Below are 19,740 nucleotides of genomic sequence, written 5' to 3' on the forward strand. Positions count from 1 at the left end.
CACGTAACCTCCCCGCGTGAGTCAACTTTTTTAACGCCGATTTAACAGTATATGTGACGACGCTCTTTCTAGTTAAAGGAAGAGCGTTTCTTTTTGTTGAACGATATTTGTATGTATCATTTTTTTGAAATTTGATATTGAACCACTGACATATTTCCCAAAGTAATATTATTTTGTCGAACGGTTTTCATTTGAAAATCACAGAATGGAATAATCTTACATGATACAATCAACAGGCAGTTATATAAAAATAATGCGTATAGGTTCGAATAACTTTGAAAAGTTCATGTCTCCACTCGAGTTCAAACTCGATAGCGTTCACAATGGGGCATGAGAGGTAAGAAATTGTGACCTCGTATACTATTTTAATTTATCTTAGAGGAGATGGAATGAATGGGTTGGTGGCAAGATATCATGAACGCTCGACAGAACCGAGAGGAAGTCGAGCGTTTGACGAAAGAGATTGAACGGATTGAATTGACAAAGGAAGAGGTCCGATACATCGATCTCAAGAAAGAGATTGAAAACATCGAGAAGCATAACGAGGCTAAACAAGAGCAACTGCGCGCCGAACTGGATAAGTTCAAGAAAGGCATCGATAAAGAGCGCTCTTCCATCGAAAAAGAAGTTGAGGCACTCAAAAGGACACGTGACCAGCTCGGACTAAGCATCAACGAGTATGAAGGCCGCTTGTCTGCACTCGAACATGGTCTATACTCACCTCCTCGTTATCTCACAGACGAAGATACGTCTGAGATACTGAAGACAAAACTCGATGCGGCACGAGCGAAGCAGAAAGCGTTGATAAAAGACAAACGTGCTACCACACACCCTGGCGCCTACACTGTAGATGGTGACAAAAAGAAAGGGAAAGAGTTTGTCAACGATACAATCAAGTTATTGCTCCGTGCATTCAACAATGAGTGTGATGTCATCATAGCCGGCGTAAAGCACACTAACCATGACCGCTCAATCGACAAAATTGTGAAAAGCTTTAAGCAACTCAATTCGTTGACAGATATGCAGTCGGTTTTCATGACAGACACTTATCTCAAGTTGAAACTTGAAGAGCTACAAATCATGCACCGATATCGTGTGAAGAAGCAAGAGGAGAAAGAAGAACAACAAGTCATTAAAGAACAGATGCGTGAAGAGGCTCGAGTCTTGAAGGAAATCGAAGAGGCGCGTAAGAAAGTCGAGAAAGAAGAAACCCACTTCAAGGCCGCCCTCCTCGCAGCACGTAACAAAATTAAGAACGCGAACGAAGAGGAACGCACAGCACTCGAGGAGAAGATAGCCGAGCTAGAGGCCAAGCTGAAAGAAGTCGAGGAGATTAAAGGAGACATCGAGAACCGCGAGCGCAATACGCGAGCCGGTTACGTCTATGTCATCTCGAACATCGGATCTTTCGGGGAGCATGTCTACAAGATCGGAATGACGCGACGTCTGGAGCCGCTCGACCGTATCCGTGAGCTCGGTAGCGCCTCGGTTCCATTCACCTTCGACATCCATGCCATGATTTTCTCGGAGGATGCTCCAAATCTCGAGAACAAACTCCACAAACGGTTCGCCGACCGGCGCGTGAACCAAGTGAACTTCCGGAAGGAGTTCTTCAAGGTCAACATCGATGAGGTCGCCAACGTCATCAAGCAGGAATTCGATCAGACGCTTGAAATCACTATGCTCGCGCAGGCTGAAGAGTATAATCGAACGCTACAGATTTTGTCCGAAAGCGAAGCTGCAGCCTCTCACTAAAAGTAACGGAGACGGTATAAGTATTGGCCGGATGGGCTCAGGCGGCGAAGAACATATTCAGAGCTGCTTCTTCGCCCGTCTAGGCCTCAGAAAAAGACAAACGGTCGCCAGATGGCGACCGTTTGCGTTGCTCGTCCGCTGGCGCCCCGACTCCTGCAGGAAAGCAATCCAACGGAGACCCAGCAGCGACGCGAGTCGCGATGCGGCTCCGGGATTGCCTGCGGAAAGCGTGGGCGCCGGAAGGACGAGCGATATCAATCATGTTGGTCAACAAGCTAAAAACCGCTCTAGAGAGCGGTTTTCGTGTTTCTATAACAGAAAATAAAAATTGTGCAATTCATGTGCAATGACGACTTACTTACCTTCTGAAGTCGGCTCGACAGCACGTCTCGGCGGACGTTTGCCGAAGAACTGGTAGTACTGCGTCTCGATATTCCCGTTATACAGCTTGCGGCGCTTCGTCGCCGGGCGGCCGTAGGCTTTCTCGAAGTCTTCGTAACTCGTCAACATATAGACGCTATAGCCCGGATATTTGGCATATTGTTGCCCGATCCGCTCGTACAGTTCAATGATCTCGTCTTCCGTCTGCAACCGCTCACCGTAAGGCGGGTTACCGATGATGATTCCGTAATCCTCGGTCGGCTTGAGCGCCGCCGCATCGGTGTGGACGAACGTGATCGCGTCACGGACGTCGGCGAGGTCGGCGTTGTCTTTGGCGAGTTTGACCATGCGCGGGTCGAGGTCGATGCCGTAAATCTTGAGCGGCTTGTCCCACTCGGCTTTTTCGTTCGCTTCATTGATTGCCTCGTACCAAGCTTTCTTCGGTACACATGGCCAATCTTGCGAACAGAATTCACGGTTTAATCCCGGTGCGATATTGCGACCGATGAGCGCGGCCTCGATCGCGAGCGTCCCAGAGCCTGTGAACACGTCATAGAACGGCATGTCCGGCTTCCAGTTCGTCAGCTTGATCATCGCTGCGGCCATCGTTTCTTTGAGCGGTGCCTGCGAATGCAACTCGCGGTAGCCGCGACGGTGAAGCGCGTCACCCGACGTGTCGATCGTGATTGTCGCCACGTCTTTCAGGAGCGCGACTTCAATTGGATAGACTGCACCCGTCTTCGGAAGCCATTCATCCGGTTTGTTGTAGCCGCGTTGCATCGCATCGACGATCGCTTTCTCGGTGATTTTTTGGCAGTCGCGGATCGAGAACAGTTGCGACTTGACCGAACGTCCGTCGACGGTGAAACGGGCGTCCCACGGCATTAGCTCCGTCCAAGGCAAGTCGACGACACCGTCGAATAGTTCCGTGAACGTCGTCGCCTTGAACTCGGCGACGACAAGTTTGACGCGGTCCGCCGTTCTGAGCCAAATGTTCAAACGGGGAATATCCTCCATCTCGGCGTCGATGTAGACGCGTCCATTCTCGATTTCACACGTGTAACCGAGGTCACGTACTTCTTTAGCGACGAGCGCCTCGATGCCCATCGCTGCAGTTGCGATCAGTTTTCGTTTTGCCATATGATCCCTACTTTCCTAATTCGTAATTGTTAAGCGTAAAATGGTCAAGTAAAAAGGAGCTCAAGTAAGATTGCTTGAACTCCTTGTCAATGTAAGTTGAGACTATGCTGCCCTGTAAGCCATGTTCTGTACTCCGGTGCTCATAGCGGTTTCCCTGGCACGATGGAGTGACAATCATCTATCTGCGCCGCTTGGCGCCTTCCGTCCCGTTCGATTCCAGTCAGGAAGTTCCCCTACCATAGTTTGGGTTTCTCGCTCGTGGGGTTTACCTCGTTCCACTCTGAACGTTTCCGAACAGACTCCGTCACTGTGGCACTTTCAAGAAGCTTGCACCGTATCCGAGGACTTAGGTGCTTCTTCTGCCGTCAACTTGCGTTGCCTACACTTATCTTTTCGTGTAGCACGATCACTACAGCCATCACAGGCTGTGCGAGCATGGACTTTCCTCAAGACTTGCGTCCCGCGATTGTCCAGACTTCATAGTCACTTAATCATTGTAGCGGATATTGCCAAAGATGACAACTAAGAAACCGAACTTGATTTTCATTGGCGTCAGCGCTAAAATAAGGCGTGTTCCATTGAACAAGGAGGGATTTTGATGCGTCAAGATGCAAAAAAAGGTTGGATCCAACGGCTGACCTATGTGATCGAGATCGATGACATTAAAGCGCTCCACCCGAACAACGGCGTATTCGCCTTCTACCGTAAAAATCGACTCGTCCGAGGATTTGAGCCGTTTGACATTAAAGGACCGAATGAATTGTCTAAACGCGCTTATCACTTCGATCACCATAACTTGGCCCATTTACAGGAACGTTTTCCTGAATCGATTCCTTTATTCGACGCGTCGAAACAGACGCGACGCGTTTGGAGCGACGCCGTTCGCGTCGGTCTATGTGAAATCATCATCGACGGGAAGCTAAGTTTTGAACACATCGACGACAACGGCAACGTCTTAGAAGCGAATATCCGCTGGAGCGGTGAAGCCATCACGATCGACCAATAATGGATTGAATGAAAAACGCCCGCATCTCTCGACTCGTCTGTCTGAGATGCGGGCACTTTTTATATCTCTTCAGTCGTGTCCGTCGTTTCTTCGACGACAGGTAATGCCGGGGCATACTTCGTCGAGACGACTTTTTCGGAGATGTCGGTCGGTTTCAAGAGGACCGTAAGGCCTTCAGCGGTACTTTTACGAACCGGAAACGTTCCCGGTATATGCAGTGCCTCATAGACGACTTGATTGTCTTTATCGAGCACGGTGACGGTCCCTTTGCGCGTCGTCGTCAGTTCGAACGTCTGCGCATCGGCCACTTTGATCGCCACGGACGGTTTGACCGGGTTCACGTACGTGAACGAACGACTAGCTGAACGTTTAAATTTCCCGTCCGTCACGACCGCGGTCAGACGGTACTGCCCGCTCGGGAGCCAGTCCCCACCGGCGAACATGGTAAAAGCCGGATTGTTTGCGGTCAACGTCTTCACTTTGCGCGTTCCCTGATAGAGGTAATAAGACGTCTTCAAGTTCGGTTTGTTTGAAAGAGCCAGCTTCGCCTCCGTCACATAACGGTTCCGTAGCGTCGCTGGTGACGTGATTGTGACCGGACGCGGCGTCGCGTCAAGCAACCGCTTCGTGTTCAGTTCGGTGTACGTCTTCCCGCTGACGCGAGGCATTTTTTGAAGCAGTCCCTCGATTTCAGCCGGTGTCAAATACGGATTGACCGACTTGACGAGCGCAAGCCCAGACGAGACCATCGGCGCCGCCATCGATGTCCCATCCATGTAGATAAAACTGTTCTTGACGCCGAGCGATAAAATGTTCACGCCCGGTGCGACGATTTTCACTTGGCTATCCATGTTGCTGAACGAGGCGACACGGCGATTCACATCGACCGCTCCGACGGCGATGACTTCTTTCATATTGGCGGGAAAAGAAGTCTTCGCGCCGTCATTTCCTGACGAGGCGACGATGACAACACCTTTCGCTCGGGCCCGACGGATCGAGTCGGCGAGCACTTTATCGTAATCCTGTCCCCCGAGTGACAAATTGATGATGTTCGCACCTTTGGTAACGGCCGTGTCGACGGCTCTGGCGACCGTCCACGAATCCGTGAACTCTGAGTTCTTTCCGTAGAAGACGTTATAGAAATGATAGCGGACGTTCGGTGCGAGACCGGCCATCCCAAATTTATTGTGCAGTCCCGACATGATTCCGGCCGTATGCGTACCGTGATAGTCGACACTGTATGGCCCTTTAATCGAATTGACGACTCGTGGTACGTTATAGAGCTCTTTATGGCTCCGGTCTGCAGATGAATCGATCAAGGCGACGACAATGTCTGACGCCCCACGGGTCGTGTTCCACGCTAAATCGGTACCGGTCTGCTTGATGTAATATTGGTTCCCGACCCGCGGCTCTGTCACAACGTACCCATGCTTCTCTAACAACACCGGCTTAGACGCCCCGGCAGTCGAAGGCACGAGTAACGTCAAAGCCGTCAGTAGAAGAATTTTTTTCATCGCCTTACGCTCCATTCCAAACTTCCTAAGATTTACCCATTATCTCAAATTTCACGACGGATTTCCCTTTTTTCTTAAAAAAAGGTTGTGACATTTTTCTGACGGTTTACCAGTAGTCCGGCTCATCAGGATGTTCCATCTCAAAATCGATAATTTTACCGATCGTCAAGTACGTATAATACCGTGCCAACTCCGTCCGGTAAGGATCCGGTGTAAAACCTTCTAAATCTTCACCGAGCGGCGAACCGTCAATCGTTTCGAACTGTTGACAGAAGAATGACTCCGTCTCTTTATTCCAGACGATATTGTCACCGATATAGCCACTTCCAAAGCGGATATAGTCAATGATCGAAGGGACGATCACTTCAGCCGGGAGCCGTTCACTCATCCGTCCGACCAATTCATAGCGATCCCGGTCCGCATAATCAGCTTGTTCAAGCGACGTACATTTCAACACTTCTTTATTAATCTCGATCAACACGACATAATCCCCAGACTCAATCGACAGCTTCATCTCTTCACCTCATCTCAATCTCCACTGATCCGTCTATGTTAACAACTATTCGGAATAAAATGCCGAAATCCTGTATACCTGTACAAATTTTCCAACGGCTCGATTCGCACAACATGATGAAATCTGTTTTTGTTATACTAAGGATATGAATCAAGAGAGGAAGTGCACTATGGCCAAACGCCCTTTGACCCCTCGTGAAAGCGAATTGATCGCGACCGCCCTGTTTGTCGTCGGTAGCGTCCCTTACGCCGGACATATCGACCGGCTCGAATCGCTGACACTTCGCGACATCGCAGACGACTACTTGTCCGGAAAACGTCCTGCCACGGACGCCGTCGAGGCGCTCGACCAGTACATTTTCGTACGCCGCCATCGCTTTAAAAATGTTACGCCTCATAACCTATGGACGCTCGACGACCGGACCGAGCAGGAAGCGCTCCGTTATATCGTCAGACGTCCGGAATTGAAGAAAGGTGAGACGTTAAACAAGCAAAACTCGCCGTTCACGATCGGACAAGATGTCGAATTCAAAGTCGACAAACAACTCGACCGCGGGCAATTCCGCATCTATATCGGGAAATTGAACGGGTACACGATTAAAGCCCAGTCGAAAGAAAAAGACAAGCTTAAATCCGTCAAAGGCTGGATCACCCATCTCGACCGCAAAGACCGGCTCGTTTTCGTCAATATTTCCGAGTTCGGGCGCGAACCGATTGACGCCGACATGTTGGTCCAGTTCGAGGCGATGAGCGCGGGACTGCTCGGCTGGTTCGATACGGCTACCCTGCCGACCGAAGACGAAGCGAAGACGGCCAAACAAATGATCGCCACGCTACAACGACGCGACCAGCCGTATTGGTTCACACTGACCCAAGCGTTGAACCATCCTCGACCTGAACATGTGAAACGCTGGAATACGGTCGTCAACTTGCTCGTCAAAGCAAGCGCCGGTGACGCGGCCGCCGTCGAGACGCTTGAAGTCAAAGAAGACAAATACTTTAAAGACGCTTTTTTACGGGCGCTGCGATCACTTCACGCCGAGTTGACGAAACCGACGTGACCGTGTCTTGACAGGTGGCTTCGGATTACCCGAGGCCACCTGTTTTCACCGTGGTCGCCATATGGAAAGGAAGAGGGATATGCACGTATTGATCGTAGAAGACGACCCGGCCATCTTACGCCTCATTGAAGGGACGCTGCGACAGGCCGGACATCATGTGTCGGTCGCCATGGACGGACACGTGGCCGAGCAATTGTTTATATCGAACCCGGCCGACGCCGCCGTCATCGACATCATGTTACCCGGGACGGACGGGCGACAGTTATGTCATCGCTTGAAAGAGCTCGTGGACATCCCCATCATCTTGCTGACGGCGCTCGGGGAATGGGAAGACAAACGGAGCGGGTTTGAGCATGGCGCCGATGACTACATGACAAAACCGTTCATCCCGGAAGAACTGTTATTCCGGCTTCAAGCCGTGGCCAAACGGTATGAAAAAGTCGCCGCCTCATTGATCAAGGTCGGGCCGCTCACGTTAAATCTCCGGGAATATCGCCTCACCTTCAATCAAGAGACGATTCACCTGCCAAAACGCGAATTTGAGCTGTTGTATCAGCTCGCTGCCTTTCCGGGACGCGTGTTCAGTCGCGACGAGCTGATCGAGAACGTGTGGGGGTTAGAGTTTGACGGTGACGACCGGACGATCGACGTCCACATCAAACGGCTCCGTAGCCGCCTACCTGATGAGACGGTCATGATCCGAACCGTCCGGGGCATCGGCTACACGCTCGAGGTGAGGCCATGAGATCGCTCTATTCGCGAATCGTCGTGACCGTGTTCATGATTTTACTCTTGTCGGGTGCCATCGCCCTGTTCGTCAGTAACGTCGCCTATTACACGTGGTGGCAGCCATCGTATAGCGCGAAGACTGAACAGATGGCAAGTTCCGCGCGCGGCTACTTTGACAATCATACCGATCAGGACGAGACCGCATTTTATTCGTTGCTCGCTCAAAGCGGCTACCAACTGTTCGTCGTCAAACCTGACGATCGCATCATGCGTTACGGTGGAACGTTCCGAGACGAGACGATCGATGACGAAACGATCGATGCGGTCCGCTCGGGCATCGCCTATGAAGGGATGCGCGATTACCCGTTCCACTTGTTTTTGCTCGGTCTGTTCGATAACGAGGTCATCAATACGTACGGCTTCAACGTCGCAGGGGCTGACGGGGATGATGCCGTCTTCCTACGTCCGGACTTGAGTGCCCAAATTCGTGAGCTTCATCTGTTCGTCGGACTATTTTTCGCCGTTCTGACCGCTTCGGCTTTCATCTTGATCGCCTTGGCGACCACGCTGCTCGTCCGGCCGCTTAAGATCCTCACGGCTGCGACGAGCTCTGTCGCCTCCGGAGAGCGCCCGAGCTCGCTCCCGCTCAATCGTCATGATGAGATCGGTACGCTCGCACGTCGTTTCGCCCTCATGGTCGATTCACTCGAAAAGTCAGAAGGTGAACGGCGACGGTTTGTCTCGAACGTATCGCACGAATTCCAATCACCGCTCACTTCGCTCACAGGTTACGCGAGTATTCTGGCCGATCAGTCCACAGGCGAGGCGAAAGAATATGCGACGATCATCCGGAATGAGACGGAACGTCTGTCAGGGTTGACCAAACAGCTATTGATGCTCGCCCGTCTAGATGAGGCCAACGTGTCTCTCCAGACCGAGGTCGCGATTAGCCGCTCCATCGAAGACGTGATTCGCATGCACGCGTTCGAACTCGATCAAAAAGGAGTCGCCGTCACGACAGATCTCGATGCGTCGCTCGTCGTCACGGGCGACCCCGTCTTGTTGTCGCAAGTTTGGTCCAACTTGTTGTCCAATGCGATTCATGCCTCACATGAGGGCGGGATGATCACGATCCGGGCCTACGAGGAGACACGTCCGACCGTCTCGATCCAAGACGAAGGTGTCGGCATGGACGATGCGACAAAGGCTCGCTTGTTCGAACGCTTCTATAAAGCCGATCTGTCACGGACGAGTCGCGGCACCGGACTCGGGCTCGCAATCGCGAATGACATCGTCCGCTTGCACGGCGGGGAGCTCCTCGTCACTTCAGAGCTCGGGCGTGGCAGCGTCTTTATCGTTCGCTTCTAGGTTTGTTCATATTCCGTTCATGTTCGTCAGCTATGCTTCCTTCATCGACATGAAGGAGGTTTTTTTATGGAGTTAGGACTGAAAGAAATGTGGCGTCAAAAACGGAGGTTCTCGCTCATTTTTGTGATCACGCTGCTCATCGTCTTGTTGACGACGCTGATCACCGGACTCGCCGATGGGCTCGCTTATGATAACGGTGCGACCGTACGTGAACTTGATACAGACACGTTTCACTTGTCCGCTGACGCGGAAGGTCAATTGACGCGATCGTTTATCGAACAAGCGCCAACGGACGGTTTGACACCCCTTGCAGTCAAACCGCTCACGTTCGTGAACGAGACGAAAGTCGATGCGACCGTTTTCGCCTTGCCGGCCGATTCGTCGATTGGACCGTCACTCGACCTCGCCGTCGGGGAAGTGCTCGTCGACCCGAGTTTTCTTGAGACATTTGTCGTTGGAGATACGGTCGAAGATTTCACGAGTGGGTATCGCTTCACCATCGCCGGCGTGACGGATGGACGGTTCAGCCACGCCCCGGTCGTCTGGACGACGATGGAGACATGGGCCGCCTATCAACAGGCGGCAGGTGGTCCGACTTACGTGTCTGCTTTACTTGGAGAAGGCGACACGGCCCTCTCCGCGTACACGAAACAAGAAATCATCGAGTCCGTACCTGGCTATTCGGCCGAACAAGGCACGTTCGATATGATGCGCGGTTTTCTATTAGTAATCGGCGCATTCATCTTGACAGCATTCTTCTATATGGTAACGCTACAAAAGTTGCCAGAGCTCGGGATTTTAAAAGCAATCGGCATTCGGACACGTTTGATCGGCACAGCGCTCGTCAGCCAAGTGTTCGTCACCGTCGTCTTCGCGAGCGGCGTCGCGTCACTGATCACATGGCTGTCGACACGTATCGTCCCAGAAGCGATTCCATTTCAATTTGAGCTTGCGAACGTGATGCTCTTTAGCGCACTCTTCGTCCTCATCTCGCTCCTTGGGACGATCTTGCCACTACAAACACTACGCCGGCTCGACGCAGCTGACGCCTTAGGAGGTCGAATGACATGAAACTGACTGGCATTCATCACGCATATGAACAACCGATTTTGTCTGGGATCGACTTGACCGTCTCTCCTGGTGAGTGCATCGGGATCGTCGGACCGAGCGGTAGCGGGAAGAGTACGCTCCTGCAAATTCTCGGGTTATTGAAACAGCCGGATGCCGGGGCACTCTATCTCGATACGGTCGATGTATTTACACTCGACGAAGAAGCGAGACGGAAATTACGCCTCAATGAGATCGGGTTCGTCTTTCAAGACGCCCACCTCGTCCCATATTTGACGGTCATTGAACAACTTGCACTCATTCAGGCGGAAAGTGACACAGACGGCGACGCGAAACAGCTGTTGACAGATTTCGGACTCGGCCATCGATTGAACGAGTTGCCGAATCGTCTCTCAGGCGGCGAACGGCAACGGGTCGCTGTGGCACGCGCACTCATCAATGACCCAAAGCTCTTGTTGGCTGATGAACCGACAGCAAGTCTCGATTATACGAATGGCCGCCTCGTTATGGAACGTCTCGCCGCAGCGGCGCATGAACGGAACAAACGAGTGATCGTCATCACCCACGATGAGCGCATGCTTGATGTGTGCGACCGGGTGCTCCGTCTACGAGACGGTCAGCTCGAAACGCTGTAACATTGGGCCACATGCTTGAACAATACCGGCTTAATCAGAGGTGCGGAAGAACTTTAAATGGTTGTGAAAAGAGGAGCGTCGATCCATAAAGGATGACGCTCCTCTTCTTTTAATATATATGCCGTAGTGTTAACGTTTTCATCAACCAACCCGATGCCTTTCCGGATGACGGATGAGGTCGAGATGATAGGACAACCAGGCGCTGAACGTGATGTGAACGGATAACGTACGCATCACATCGATGTCAATCTGTTGAATCTTCAGGAGCCTCTCTTCGATATGGTGTGAGACGAGGCAGACGTCGGATAGCGCCAGGAGCGCCCGCATCGCCTCATCCGGCTTGACACCCGCGGTTACCGCGAGCGTATGTAGCGATAGATGAATACTGCGAGTTGTCCCGGTCAAGTAACATTCGATCAACGCATCGAGTACAGGCGACAAATGAGTGGTCTCGTGCGTCCCCCGGTGATAGATGCTGATCCCCTCTTCGGTCACGTAATCCGTCCGCCCCATTAAACAAGCTTGAATCATCCGATACATCGCTTCACGCGTCACGTGCATCCGCCTCCTTCGTTTCTGCCGTTTCAGCATAATGTCAAACGAATCACGGGGCAAATACCCTTGTTCACACTTCTATAGACAATTCGGTCACATATGCTCGGACATTAGTAACTCGAACGTGAACGAAACGATTCGTTTCGGGTACAATAATGAAGAAGGGAGCGGTTTTATATGCAGAAAAAATGGAAGTACGGTCTCGCGACTTTGTTCACCGGCTATTACGCCGTCAGTTATTACGCGTTCAAGCGGATGACTCGTGGAAAACGTAAGACGCCCGAGATGCTCTTAGCACCCTATACGAAAGAAGATCAATCCTTTTATCACGACGTGCCGTTCGAGCACGTCTCCCTCCGTTCCCGTGACGGCTACCGTCTGTATGGCCGGGTCTATCGGAACAACAATCATAAAAAGTGGATTGTTTTCGTCCACGGTTATACGGCCTCCCACAGCTTTATGGCACCGCACTTGGCGATGTTCCACCGGCTCGGCTATAACTTGCTTGCGGTCGACTTGCGCTCACACGGAGAGTCGGAAGGGGTGTACGCCTCGTACGGATACCACGAGAAACATGACATCGTCGACTGGGTCGAGTGGTTACGCGACCATGAGACGGTCGATCAAGTCGGGCTCCACGGCGTATCGATGGGCGCCGCGACGATTCTTCAGGCCGGCCCGCTCACTGATGTGGATTTTTTGATCGCCGAGTGCCCGTTCGATGACATGAGGCAACTCATGCGTCACCAATTGAACGTGCTTCATCGCTTACCGGGTGACTTGTTGTTGCCAGGCATCAATTACTTCTTGTGGAGTCGGGCCCGGTTCACGATGCGGCAAGTCCGACCGAAAGTAGCGCTCGCATCAATCACTGCACCGGTGCTGTTCATCCATGGCACGAAAGACGACTTTGTCCCGACCTGGATGTCCGTCGAGATGAACGCACTCAACCGCCAGAACGCGCTCGCACTCATTCACGGCGCCGAGCATACGAATTGTATCTTAAAAGACCAACCTGCCTACGAGAACGCTGTCAGTCAGTTTTTGCGTCGGTGACGTGAATCGGCCCGGCGATCAAGTCGAGCAACGTATGGATGATGATCAACGGCCACAATATTCCCATCGCCAAATATAAATAACCGAACAGGAAACCGACAAGGCCCGTCGTGACAACCCCTTTCGGACCCTGGTACGCATGGGCCAGACCGAACAGCCCGCCCCCGATGATGGCGAGCGTCGCGTCCGGGACGTCCGTGTATAAAGAAATCGTATACAAGAGGACGCCACGGAATATGAACTCTTCGGTCGCCCCGGCCGTGAACGATACTGCGCCCCACGCCCTCGCTTCGTCGGTCGTGCGCGGAAGGAGCAACCGTTCAATCTCAAGCCCGTAAAACGGCCGAAGCTTTGTCCGTAACGCGGCCGACGTCTTGACGAGTAAATAGAACGCGATGAGACCTGAGATGACTATGGTCGAAAAGAAGAAATACTGCCAGGCGCGCCCGTCCCCATCCGGCGGCGCGAACCCGAGACCGACTGCTTCCGGCGGGACTTGGAACAAGAAGACGAGCGCTAGTAAGAGCAGGCTCAGCCCCCATGCCGACTTGATCGTCTCTTCATAGACACGGGTTCTCCCGAGCGCCTCGATCATCGGCTTCACGAGCCGGGCGTTGAATAGTTGTACGATCAATAAATACGCAAGAATAATCGTAAAGACGACCTGTTCAAGCATCTATATCCTCTCCTGTCCTTCCTGTTAGCTATATGCTACACTATTCGGGTATTGTCTAGAAAGCTAGGAGGCGGAATCTTGAAACGAATGATGCTGCGACTGACCGGCGTAATGCTTGTGATCGTGCTGTGCCTCGGCGCAATCGGCTGGTTTGGTCAACATGATAAAGTGAACAACGCCCTCTACCGGGCCTACTACGGTGACCACGGTATCCCGGCGGTCCACCAAGACGTCTACAAGGAAGCCGCGGCCACCTATGACGTCGATTGGCGGCTACTCGCCGCCGTCCACCGTGTCGAAACGATCTTCTCGCACAGTTCATCGATGCGCTCCTCGGTCGGCGCAATCGGACCGTTCCAATTCATGCCGCGGACGTGGCTCGGTTGGCAGTATGATACGGATGACCAAAAAGGTGATGTCCCGGAAGACGAAGTCGATTTGACCGACTTGACGCTGATTGAGCAGTACGGAGGCTTAGGCCGAGACGGGGATGATGACGGCAAGGCCGACCCTCATAGTTTGGTCGACTCGGCCCATGCCGCCGCTTACTATTTGAGCGAGCACGGCGGGCAGACGAATGATTCAATCGAATCGATTCAAAACGCCATCTTTGAATACAACCGGAGTGACCAGTATGTGTCAGACGTCATGTCCTTTTATGAGCAGTACCAGGACGAGCTGTCTTTACTGCCTGGTGACACGACGACGACGACGCAGCAGGTCGCCCGGTATACGATCCGGTATCTCGATTGGTTCGCAGGCTGGGCATGACCCGGCACTACTTGGTTAAAGTGAGGAAACAACATGAACACGCATATCGAGGAAGTGACGATTCGAGTCAAATCGATATTTAACGAAGGCAAGACAAAGCGTTACATGCGAACGTATGAATTCACCGACGTCGTCGATGGGGTGATCTGTGCCGTCATCATCTATTCTCCACGGATGAGCGATGCATTTTTATCTGGTACGACGACTCAACGCGCCTACATGCTCATGCGGAACCATTTGGACAAACCGATCCGCGAGATGCGCGTCATCAGTCTCGTCCCGACGCTCGCCATCAATGACAACCTACCCTACGTCGAGTCTCAACTCGACGAAGTGAACTTTCATTACGTGGAAGAGACGCTCGACGAGGTCGAGACGAGCGGCGGCATGATCATCGTCGGTTGGGGTTCGCCCGGGCGCCTCATGCACCATTCCACACTGTACAAGACGTTATTCGCCGAGCACGAGGCGAGCATGTATTGTATCGGTACGACGTCAAAAGGCGAACCGCAACAAATTCGCATGGCCAATGAAAATACGGTACTCGAAGCGTTCAATAACGAATCGATCAAACCGAAATTTAAGATCTTGAAAGAGACAAAACAGGACGACTCGAAATGAGTCGTCCTGTTTTTTATCGCACGCCGATCCATACACTTACTCCGAACAGCGTGAACAAGAGTGACGCCAACAGAAAATCGTTTCGCGTGACCGGAATCACCTCGTACGTGGAACGATGTTCACCCGTAAATCCCCGAGCCTCCATCGAGAACGCGATCCGCTCGGCTTGACGGATAGCGCCGGCAAGAAGCGGGATTAGGAGTTTCGGGATGTGCCGCACGTGATCGATCCGGGTGTCGAGGCGCACCCCACGTAAGGCATGCGTTTCATAGAGCTGCATCAGTTCGATCTTTAAAATCGGGAAAAAGCGAAAGCCGACGAAGACGCTATAGGCGATGTTCGGAGACAATCTCGCCTGCTGCATCAGACTGTAGACGAACCGCTTCGGGTCCGTCGTCAGCGTGAACAGAAGCGACAGGACCGTAAAGGCGAGGACCCGAAGCGAAAGTGTCGCCGCCAACAACACGTTCTCCTCGGTGACATCATTGCCGAAGAGCGAGAACACGACTTGCCCGCTCGCCTCTCTGCCGAAGACGAGCGTCGTCCAAAGCGTCCCGAGCGCGGTCAGTAAAAATGGGATCATGAACAGTCCCCATCGCTTCCAGCTCACGTCGGAAAAGATGAATTGGAGGGCGAGTGTGCCGAAGAAGACGACGAGCGGAGTCCACGGGTTGTACATGAAGGCGAGACCGAACATGAGACACGTCACGGTCAAGAACTTGATTGTCGGGTTCATCTCGTGAAACGTCATCAAAGCGCCTCCGTCAACAGTCCGTGGGCCCGCAATAAGTCCGAGTCGTCCCAAATCGACGCATCGTACGGCCCACTCAAGTTCCCGTCACTCATCAAATAATACGTGCTCGCGGCACGGGCGAAACTGAGATCGTGCGTTACGAACAAGACCGTCTGCCCCGCACGGACTCGTTCAGCTATCAATGCATGGAGCGCTCGAAGTGATGCCTCGTCTTAACCGGCCGTCGGTTCATCAAACGCGAGCAGTTGTTTACCCGACAGAAGCATCACCCCGATGGCGAGTCTCCGTTTTTGACCGTGACTGAGTGAGAGTGGATGGGCGCCACGCAGACGTTCAAGCCCGAGGCGTGCCAACATGTCCTCGATTGAACGGTTATGTCCATACGCTAGTTCCCGCGACACGTCACTCGTCACAAACAAATGTGCCGGGGATTGCGGGACGAGCCCGACTTCACGGTGATGCCGCGCCAGGCTTTTTAGCCACGTCGATTTGCCGCTGCCGTTCCGACCAAGGATGGCGATCACATCCCCGGGGGCCACTGCGATTTTGCTCGCTACAAGTTGGAACTTTTTGTGATTCACTTTCGGTATCTGAAATAATATGTTTGTGCCCCGTGTCGTTTCAATCGGCGTAAATGTATAATCCGGTTGAACGACGAACGATCCATCGCCTGCGATCCTTCCGTTCACGAGTTCCAAGTGCCGGTCAAAGAAGTCGCCCCACATGTACGGACGATGCTCGATGACGACGATATTGACGTTCCGTGCGGACTTGTCGAGCCAGCGAACGAACCGACGTGCCGTCGCCGGGTCGAGGTGTGAGAGCGGTTCGTCGAGTAAGAGCCATTCCGGACGTCCGATCAAGGCACAGGCGACGGCGATTTGCTGCTTCTCGCCCCCTGATAAATCATGGATGGTGCGGTGGCGATAATCGGACAAATGTAACTCGTACAAAATCGCTGAGACACGGCCCATCATTTCGCTTCGGACGACCGAAAAGTTTTCGAGCGTGAAAATCAGCTCTTCCTCTACCGTCTGCATGACGAACTGGCTGTCCGGGTCTTGAAACACCGTCCCGACGCGGCGATTCACCTCGCCAGGCCGATACGTGGCATAGGACCGACCGAATAGATGCAATCGCCCCGTCACAATCCCATCACAGTTGTCCGGGTAGAGCCGATTGAACAAGGCGAACAAAGTCGACTTCCCCGACCCGCTCGCCCCGGTGATGAGCGTCCTGCCGTCCGTAAGACGAAGTGTGATATCTGTCAATACGTCGCGTCCTTCCCCCGGGAAACGAAACGCCAGACGCTCGGTCTCAACCATGTGCCTTCCTCTGCCGGGTGACGGCATATCCTTCTAGCGCACCCGTTCGAAGCAACAAGTCGCTCAAAATCTTCCCGCCGATCCCTGCGATGAGCATCCCGCTCGTCGCCCGTAGTGCGAACATCAAAGCCACGTACGTCGGACTGAGCGCGCTGAGACCTCCCATGACGTACGTATATGCGAAACTCGTCATTGCCGCACCGAATCCGGCGAGCATGAGCACCCACAAGTCATACCGCTTATACCCGGTTAGTGCGAACGCCGCTTCGGCGCCGAGTCCTTGAATGATGCCGACGAGGATGATGCGCGGACCGATCGCATTGCCGATCATCATCTCGATCGACGCCGCGAGCACTTCCGACAAAAAGGCGGCGCCTGGCTTTCGAATGATGTAGGCGGTAATAATCGAGACGATGAACCAAATCCCAAAAATCCATTCATAGGCGATCGGTCCAATGAGACCGGCCCAAAGGTTCCCGACATGGACGAACGCCAAATAGACGACGGCAAAGACGACCGATAAAATCGACAGCAATACGATTTCTTTCAACTTCCATGAGTTAAGCATCAACGCGTCCCTCGTGCGACGGACTGTTCACACTGAACGTGACCGTCATGACGACGTGGCTCGTCTTCTCGCGGACGCGGTTGAACGTCGCCTCATAAAACGCGAACACCGGCTCGATATCTCCGTGGATCCCTGAGGCATAATGCATCGTGTCATTGAAGACGCCCCGTGCTTTCGCGAAATCGACCTCTTCATAGATAATGTCCATGTAATCATCATCACCGAGCGGGTAGAGTGCGAACTGTGAAGAGACGTATTGGGCAGCCGCTCGCCCGTTCACCGGCTCACTCGATACGTCGAGCAGATTGTCCCCGGCCGTGTCGCCCGGACATCCGGCCGAGAACGTCCCGCTCATCGACACATGCGCCCCTGTTCTCGTGGCGTGTGACAAGACTGCTTTCGCGACGTCAAACACGTGCTCGGCCCGACCGCGAATCACGGTCGATACATCGTCCGTGTGCCTCCAGACGTTGCTTAAATCAGTCTCTTTGAGTGCTCCTTTGATGACCGGTATGAACTCTGACGTCATCGGGCTTAGCGTAAAGCGGAACCCGACGATCGGGCTCGTTCCACATTGTTGATTCATGATGATTCCCCCCTTATTTGGTTACACAAAAAAGCCGCATCCATGAGAATGCGGCCACTTATCCAATCATCAATCCATCAGAAAAAGTGCCACACTTCCTCACGCCAGTATTACCTGGATCGAGTTATAAGGGATTGGAGCCATGCTCACATCTCAGCCGAAGCACCCCTAGTGTAGTCCAATGTATGCGGTTGTTCATGCAAGCAAAAGTATAGCCGTTCGATTCTGAATTGTAAACGGTTAAATCATGAAAACGTCGCGATTCCGTTTCCTGGAAGCGTATCCCGTAACGTTGTCCAGTCTGACGCCATCTCTTCGTCTGACAGTAGACAGGCGTCAAGTTCAAGCTCGACGCGCACTCGGTCCATTCGGTGACCGATCAAGACGAGCTCCGTCTGGCGGTCGCCGTACGGCTCGATGTAATCGGCCTCAAGCTCTGGTTCGGCGGCGAACATCTGCTTTCGTTCCGCGTCAGGAAGCGTCGCGAGCCAACGGCCCGCATGTTCGAGCGTCGACGCGTACCCCGCTTGGGAGAACAAGCACGCGATGTCGTTCCGTGAGGCGATCCATAAAAAACCTTTCGCCCGGACGACTTCTTCCGGGAACTGTTCGATCCACGCATGTAAACGCTCCGGGTGGAACGGACGGCGGCGGCGATAGACGAACGAACTGATGCCGTACTCTTCGGTTTCAGGGGTATGGTCGTCTGTCTCGAGCTCTTGGATCCATCCGGCGGCGTGCATCGCCTGGTCAAAATCGAACAAGTTCACGTCTAATAGGTCGGACAACAACACGTTCCCGTATGTGCTTGTCAAAAGTTGCGCCGCCGGGTTTAACGCGCGTAACAGACTTTCGATCTCGTGCAGTTCCGGTTCCGTGACCCGGTCTGCCTTGTTGAGGACGATGATGTCGGCAAATTCGACTTGATCGACGAGCAAGTCGACGACTTCCCGGACATCACCCGTGTCGACAGCCTGTTTCCGTTCATGCAGTGATTCGCCCGAGTTGAAGTCTTTTAAAAATCGATACGCGTCGACGACCGTCACCATCGCGTCAACATACACACGGCTCGTCAAGTCGATACCCAAGGCGTCATCCGCATATGTAAACGTCTGCGCGACCGGGATCGGCTCCGAGATACCAGACGACTCGATGATGATGCCGTCGAGCTGTCGGTCGTTCGCAATCTCGCTGACCGCTTCGAGTAAATCTTCTCGCAACGTGCAGCAGATGCAGCCGTTAGACAGCTCCACCAACTTCTCGTCCGTCCGTGAAAAACCTGCCCCGTCAATCAATCGCTCATCGATGTTCAGCTCGCTCATGTCGTTGACGATGACGGCATATTTTTTACCATCCCGATTGTTCAACATATGATTGAGCAACGTCGTCTTGCCACTTCCTAAATATCCGGACAAGACTGTGATCGGAATTCGTTTCATGATGTATACCACCTTTAAATCGTAATCATTACTTTTTAGATAATGAACGGGATCACGTCCGTTGTCAACAAAAAAAACACGCTCAAAAGGAGTAAACTGTACCCTGAGTAATAGACACTAAAAAAAGTCTATTGCTCAGGGTTTTTGTGTACACTGAACTAAATCATATCGGGAGTGGATTTGAGATGTCGAAGAAGCTGTTTACGTCGAAAGAGATAA

The 19,740-nt window shown here is 52.7% G+C and carries 22 protein-coding genes, 1 other RNA gene and 1 riboswitch; of the genes, 10 read left to right on the forward strand and 13 right to left on the reverse strand.

Annotated elements, in window-relative coordinates:
* Positions 1 to 393: 393 nt before the first annotated feature.
* Positions 394 to 1,755 (forward strand): DUF4041 domain-containing protein, encoded by a 1,362-nt coding sequence (locus tag EVJ24_RS07935; RefSeq protein ID WP_131440792.1) that lies wholly within the window; start codon positions 394 to 396, stop codon positions 1,753 to 1,755.
* 79 nt (positions 1,756 to 1,834) lie between these two features.
* Here the strand turns inward: EVJ24_RS07935 and EVJ24_RS07940 are convergent, their stop codons facing one another.
* From EVJ24_RS07940 to rnpB, 3 genes are all read right to left on the reverse strand, one after another.
* Positions 1,835 to 2,017, reverse strand: coding sequence for a hypothetical protein (locus EVJ24_RS07940; protein WP_131440794.1), 183 nt, complete (start codon positions 2,015 to 2,017; stop codon positions 1,835 to 1,837).
* Between the two features lie 92 nt (positions 2,018 to 2,109).
* Entirely contained in the window at positions 2,110 to 3,276 is a 1,167-nt protein-coding gene (locus EVJ24_RS07945; RefSeq protein WP_131440796.1) for a THUMP domain-containing class I SAM-dependent RNA methyltransferase, read from the reverse strand.
* Between the two features lie 110 nt (positions 3,277 to 3,386).
* An RNA gene (gene rnpB / locus EVJ24_RS07950) (RNase P RNA component class B) lies at positions 3,387 to 3,754 on the reverse strand.
* Positions 3,755 to 3,874: 120 nt separating this feature from the next.
* Here rnpB and EVJ24_RS07955 point away from each other — a divergent pair.
* On the forward strand, positions 3,875 to 4,282 hold the full coding sequence (locus EVJ24_RS07955) for a hypothetical protein (protein ID WP_131440798.1): 408 nt from the start codon (positions 3,875 to 3,877) through the stop codon (positions 4,280 to 4,282).
* 59 nt (positions 4,283 to 4,341) lie between these two features.
* Here the strand turns inward: EVJ24_RS07955 and EVJ24_RS07960 are convergent, their stop codons facing one another.
* Both EVJ24_RS07960 and EVJ24_RS07965 read right to left on the reverse strand, forming a co-directional pair.
* Positions 4,342 to 5,796 (reverse strand): S8 family peptidase, encoded by a 1,455-nt coding sequence (locus tag EVJ24_RS07960; RefSeq protein ID WP_236637599.1) that lies wholly within the window; start codon positions 5,794 to 5,796, stop codon positions 4,342 to 4,344.
* Positions 5,797 to 5,902: 106 nt separating this feature from the next.
* The gene (locus EVJ24_RS07965) at positions 5,903 to 6,310 is read right to left on the reverse strand and encodes a hypothetical protein (RefSeq protein ID WP_131440802.1); all 408 of its coding nucleotides are present in this window, start codon (positions 6,308 to 6,310) and stop codon (positions 5,903 to 5,905) included.
* A 169-nt stretch (positions 6,311 to 6,479) separates the two neighbouring features.
* On the opposite strand from EVJ24_RS07965, the gene EVJ24_RS07970 reads away from it, so the two are divergent.
* From EVJ24_RS07970 to EVJ24_RS07990, 5 genes are all read left to right on the forward strand, one after another.
* Positions 6,480 to 7,370: a hypothetical protein gene (locus EVJ24_RS07970; protein ID WP_131440804.1), complete on the forward strand. Its 891-nt coding sequence runs from the start codon at positions 6,480 to 6,482 to the stop codon at positions 7,368 to 7,370.
* Positions 7,371 to 7,449: 79 nt separating this feature from the next.
* Positions 7,450 to 8,115, forward strand: a complete 666-nt coding sequence (locus EVJ24_RS07975; RefSeq protein WP_131440806.1) for a response regulator transcription factor — start codon at positions 7,450 to 7,452, stop codon at positions 8,113 to 8,115.
* Complete coding sequence (locus tag EVJ24_RS07980; protein WP_131440808.1) at positions 8,112 to 9,467, forward strand: sensor histidine kinase; 1,356 nt, start codon at positions 8,112 to 8,114, stop codon at positions 9,465 to 9,467. Before EVJ24_RS07975 ends, EVJ24_RS07980 begins: the two co-directional genes overlap by 4 nt.
* Before the next feature lie 66 nt (positions 9,468 to 9,533).
* Positions 9,534 to 10,538 carry an ABC transporter permease gene (locus EVJ24_RS07985; protein ID WP_131440810.1) on the forward strand — a complete coding sequence of 335 codons (1,005 nt, stop codon included), beginning with the start codon at positions 9,534 to 9,536 and terminating at the stop codon, positions 10,536 to 10,538.
* Positions 10,535 to 11,170, forward strand: coding sequence for an ABC transporter ATP-binding protein (locus EVJ24_RS07990; protein WP_131440812.1), 636 nt, complete (start codon positions 10,535 to 10,537; stop codon positions 11,168 to 11,170). Before EVJ24_RS07985 ends, EVJ24_RS07990 begins: the two co-directional genes overlap by 4 nt.
* Positions 11,171 to 11,311: 141 nt before the next feature.
* Here the strand turns inward: EVJ24_RS07990 and EVJ24_RS07995 are convergent, their stop codons facing one another.
* A complete protein-coding gene (locus EVJ24_RS07995; RefSeq protein WP_131440814.1) occupies positions 11,312 to 11,725 on the reverse strand; it encodes a hypothetical protein in 414 nt (137 codons plus the stop codon).
* Positions 11,726 to 11,902: 177 nt separating this feature from the next.
* On the opposite strand from EVJ24_RS07995, the gene EVJ24_RS08000 reads away from it, so the two are divergent.
* Positions 11,903 to 12,781 carry an alpha/beta hydrolase gene (locus EVJ24_RS08000; protein ID WP_070327201.1) on the forward strand — a complete coding sequence of 293 codons (879 nt, stop codon included), beginning with the start codon at positions 11,903 to 11,905 and terminating at the stop codon, positions 12,779 to 12,781.
* Here EVJ24_RS08000 and EVJ24_RS08005 read toward each other — a convergent pair.
* Positions 12,759 to 13,457: a CPBP family intramembrane glutamic endopeptidase gene (locus EVJ24_RS08005; protein ID WP_071397582.1), complete on the reverse strand. Its 699-nt coding sequence runs from the start codon at positions 13,455 to 13,457 to the stop codon at positions 12,759 to 12,761. The two genes, EVJ24_RS08000 and EVJ24_RS08005, sit on opposite strands and share 23 nt — an antisense overlap.
* Positions 13,458 to 13,544: 87 nt before the next feature.
* On the opposite strand from EVJ24_RS08005, the gene EVJ24_RS08010 reads away from it, so the two are divergent.
* Entirely contained in the window at positions 13,545 to 14,228 is a 684-nt protein-coding gene (locus EVJ24_RS08010; RefSeq protein WP_236637600.1) for a lysozyme, read from the forward strand.
* 33 nt (positions 14,229 to 14,261) lie between these two features.
* Complete coding sequence (locus EVJ24_RS08015; RefSeq protein ID WP_071397583.1) at positions 14,262 to 14,849, forward strand: DUF1643 domain-containing protein; 588 nt, start codon at positions 14,262 to 14,264, stop codon at positions 14,847 to 14,849.
* Positions 14,850 to 14,862: 13 nt separating this feature from the next.
* Here EVJ24_RS08015 and EVJ24_RS08020 read toward each other — a convergent pair whose 3' ends face one another.
* The 6 genes from EVJ24_RS08020 to EVJ24_RS08045 form a co-directional block, all read right to left on the reverse strand.
* Complete coding sequence (locus tag EVJ24_RS08020) at positions 14,863 to 15,600, reverse strand: energy-coupling factor transporter transmembrane component T family protein (protein ID WP_131440816.1); 738 nt, start codon at positions 15,598 to 15,600, stop codon at positions 14,863 to 14,865.
* Entirely contained in the window at positions 15,600 to 15,785 is a 186-nt protein-coding gene (locus EVJ24_RS08025) for a hypothetical protein (RefSeq protein ID WP_131440818.1), read from the reverse strand. Before EVJ24_RS08025 ends, EVJ24_RS08020 begins: the two co-directional genes overlap by 1 nt.
* A gap of 30 nt (positions 15,786 to 15,815) precedes the next feature.
* Positions 15,816 to 16,928 (reverse strand): ATP-binding cassette domain-containing protein, encoded by a 1,113-nt coding sequence (locus EVJ24_RS08030; protein ID WP_161568743.1) that lies wholly within the window; start codon positions 16,926 to 16,928, stop codon positions 15,816 to 15,818.
* Positions 16,921 to 17,496: an ECF transporter S component gene (locus tag EVJ24_RS08035; protein ID WP_131440822.1), complete on the reverse strand. Its 576-nt coding sequence runs from the start codon at positions 17,494 to 17,496 to the stop codon at positions 16,921 to 16,923. The genes EVJ24_RS08030 and EVJ24_RS08035 overlap by 8 nt, the downstream gene beginning before the upstream one ends.
* Positions 17,489 to 18,082 carry a YkoF family thiamine/hydroxymethylpyrimidine-binding protein gene (locus EVJ24_RS08040; RefSeq protein WP_131440824.1) on the reverse strand — a complete coding sequence of 198 codons (594 nt, stop codon included), beginning with the start codon at positions 18,080 to 18,082 and terminating at the stop codon, positions 17,489 to 17,491. Before EVJ24_RS08040 ends, EVJ24_RS08035 begins: the two co-directional genes overlap by 8 nt.
* 79 nt (positions 18,083 to 18,161) lie before the next feature.
* A riboswitch (TPP riboswitch) is annotated at positions 18,162 to 18,262 on the reverse strand.
* A gap of 65 nt (positions 18,263 to 18,327) precedes the next feature.
* Entirely contained in the window at positions 18,328 to 19,521 is a 1,194-nt protein-coding gene (locus EVJ24_RS08045) for a GTP-binding protein (RefSeq protein ID WP_131440826.1), read from the reverse strand.
* Positions 19,522 to 19,740 lie beyond the last annotated feature (219 nt).

The sequence above is a fragment of the Exiguobacterium sp. SH1S21 genome (genome assembly GCF_004337175.1).
Taxonomy (GTDB): Bacteria; Bacillota; Bacilli; order Exiguobacteriales; family Exiguobacteriaceae; genus Exiguobacterium; species Exiguobacterium aurantiacum_A.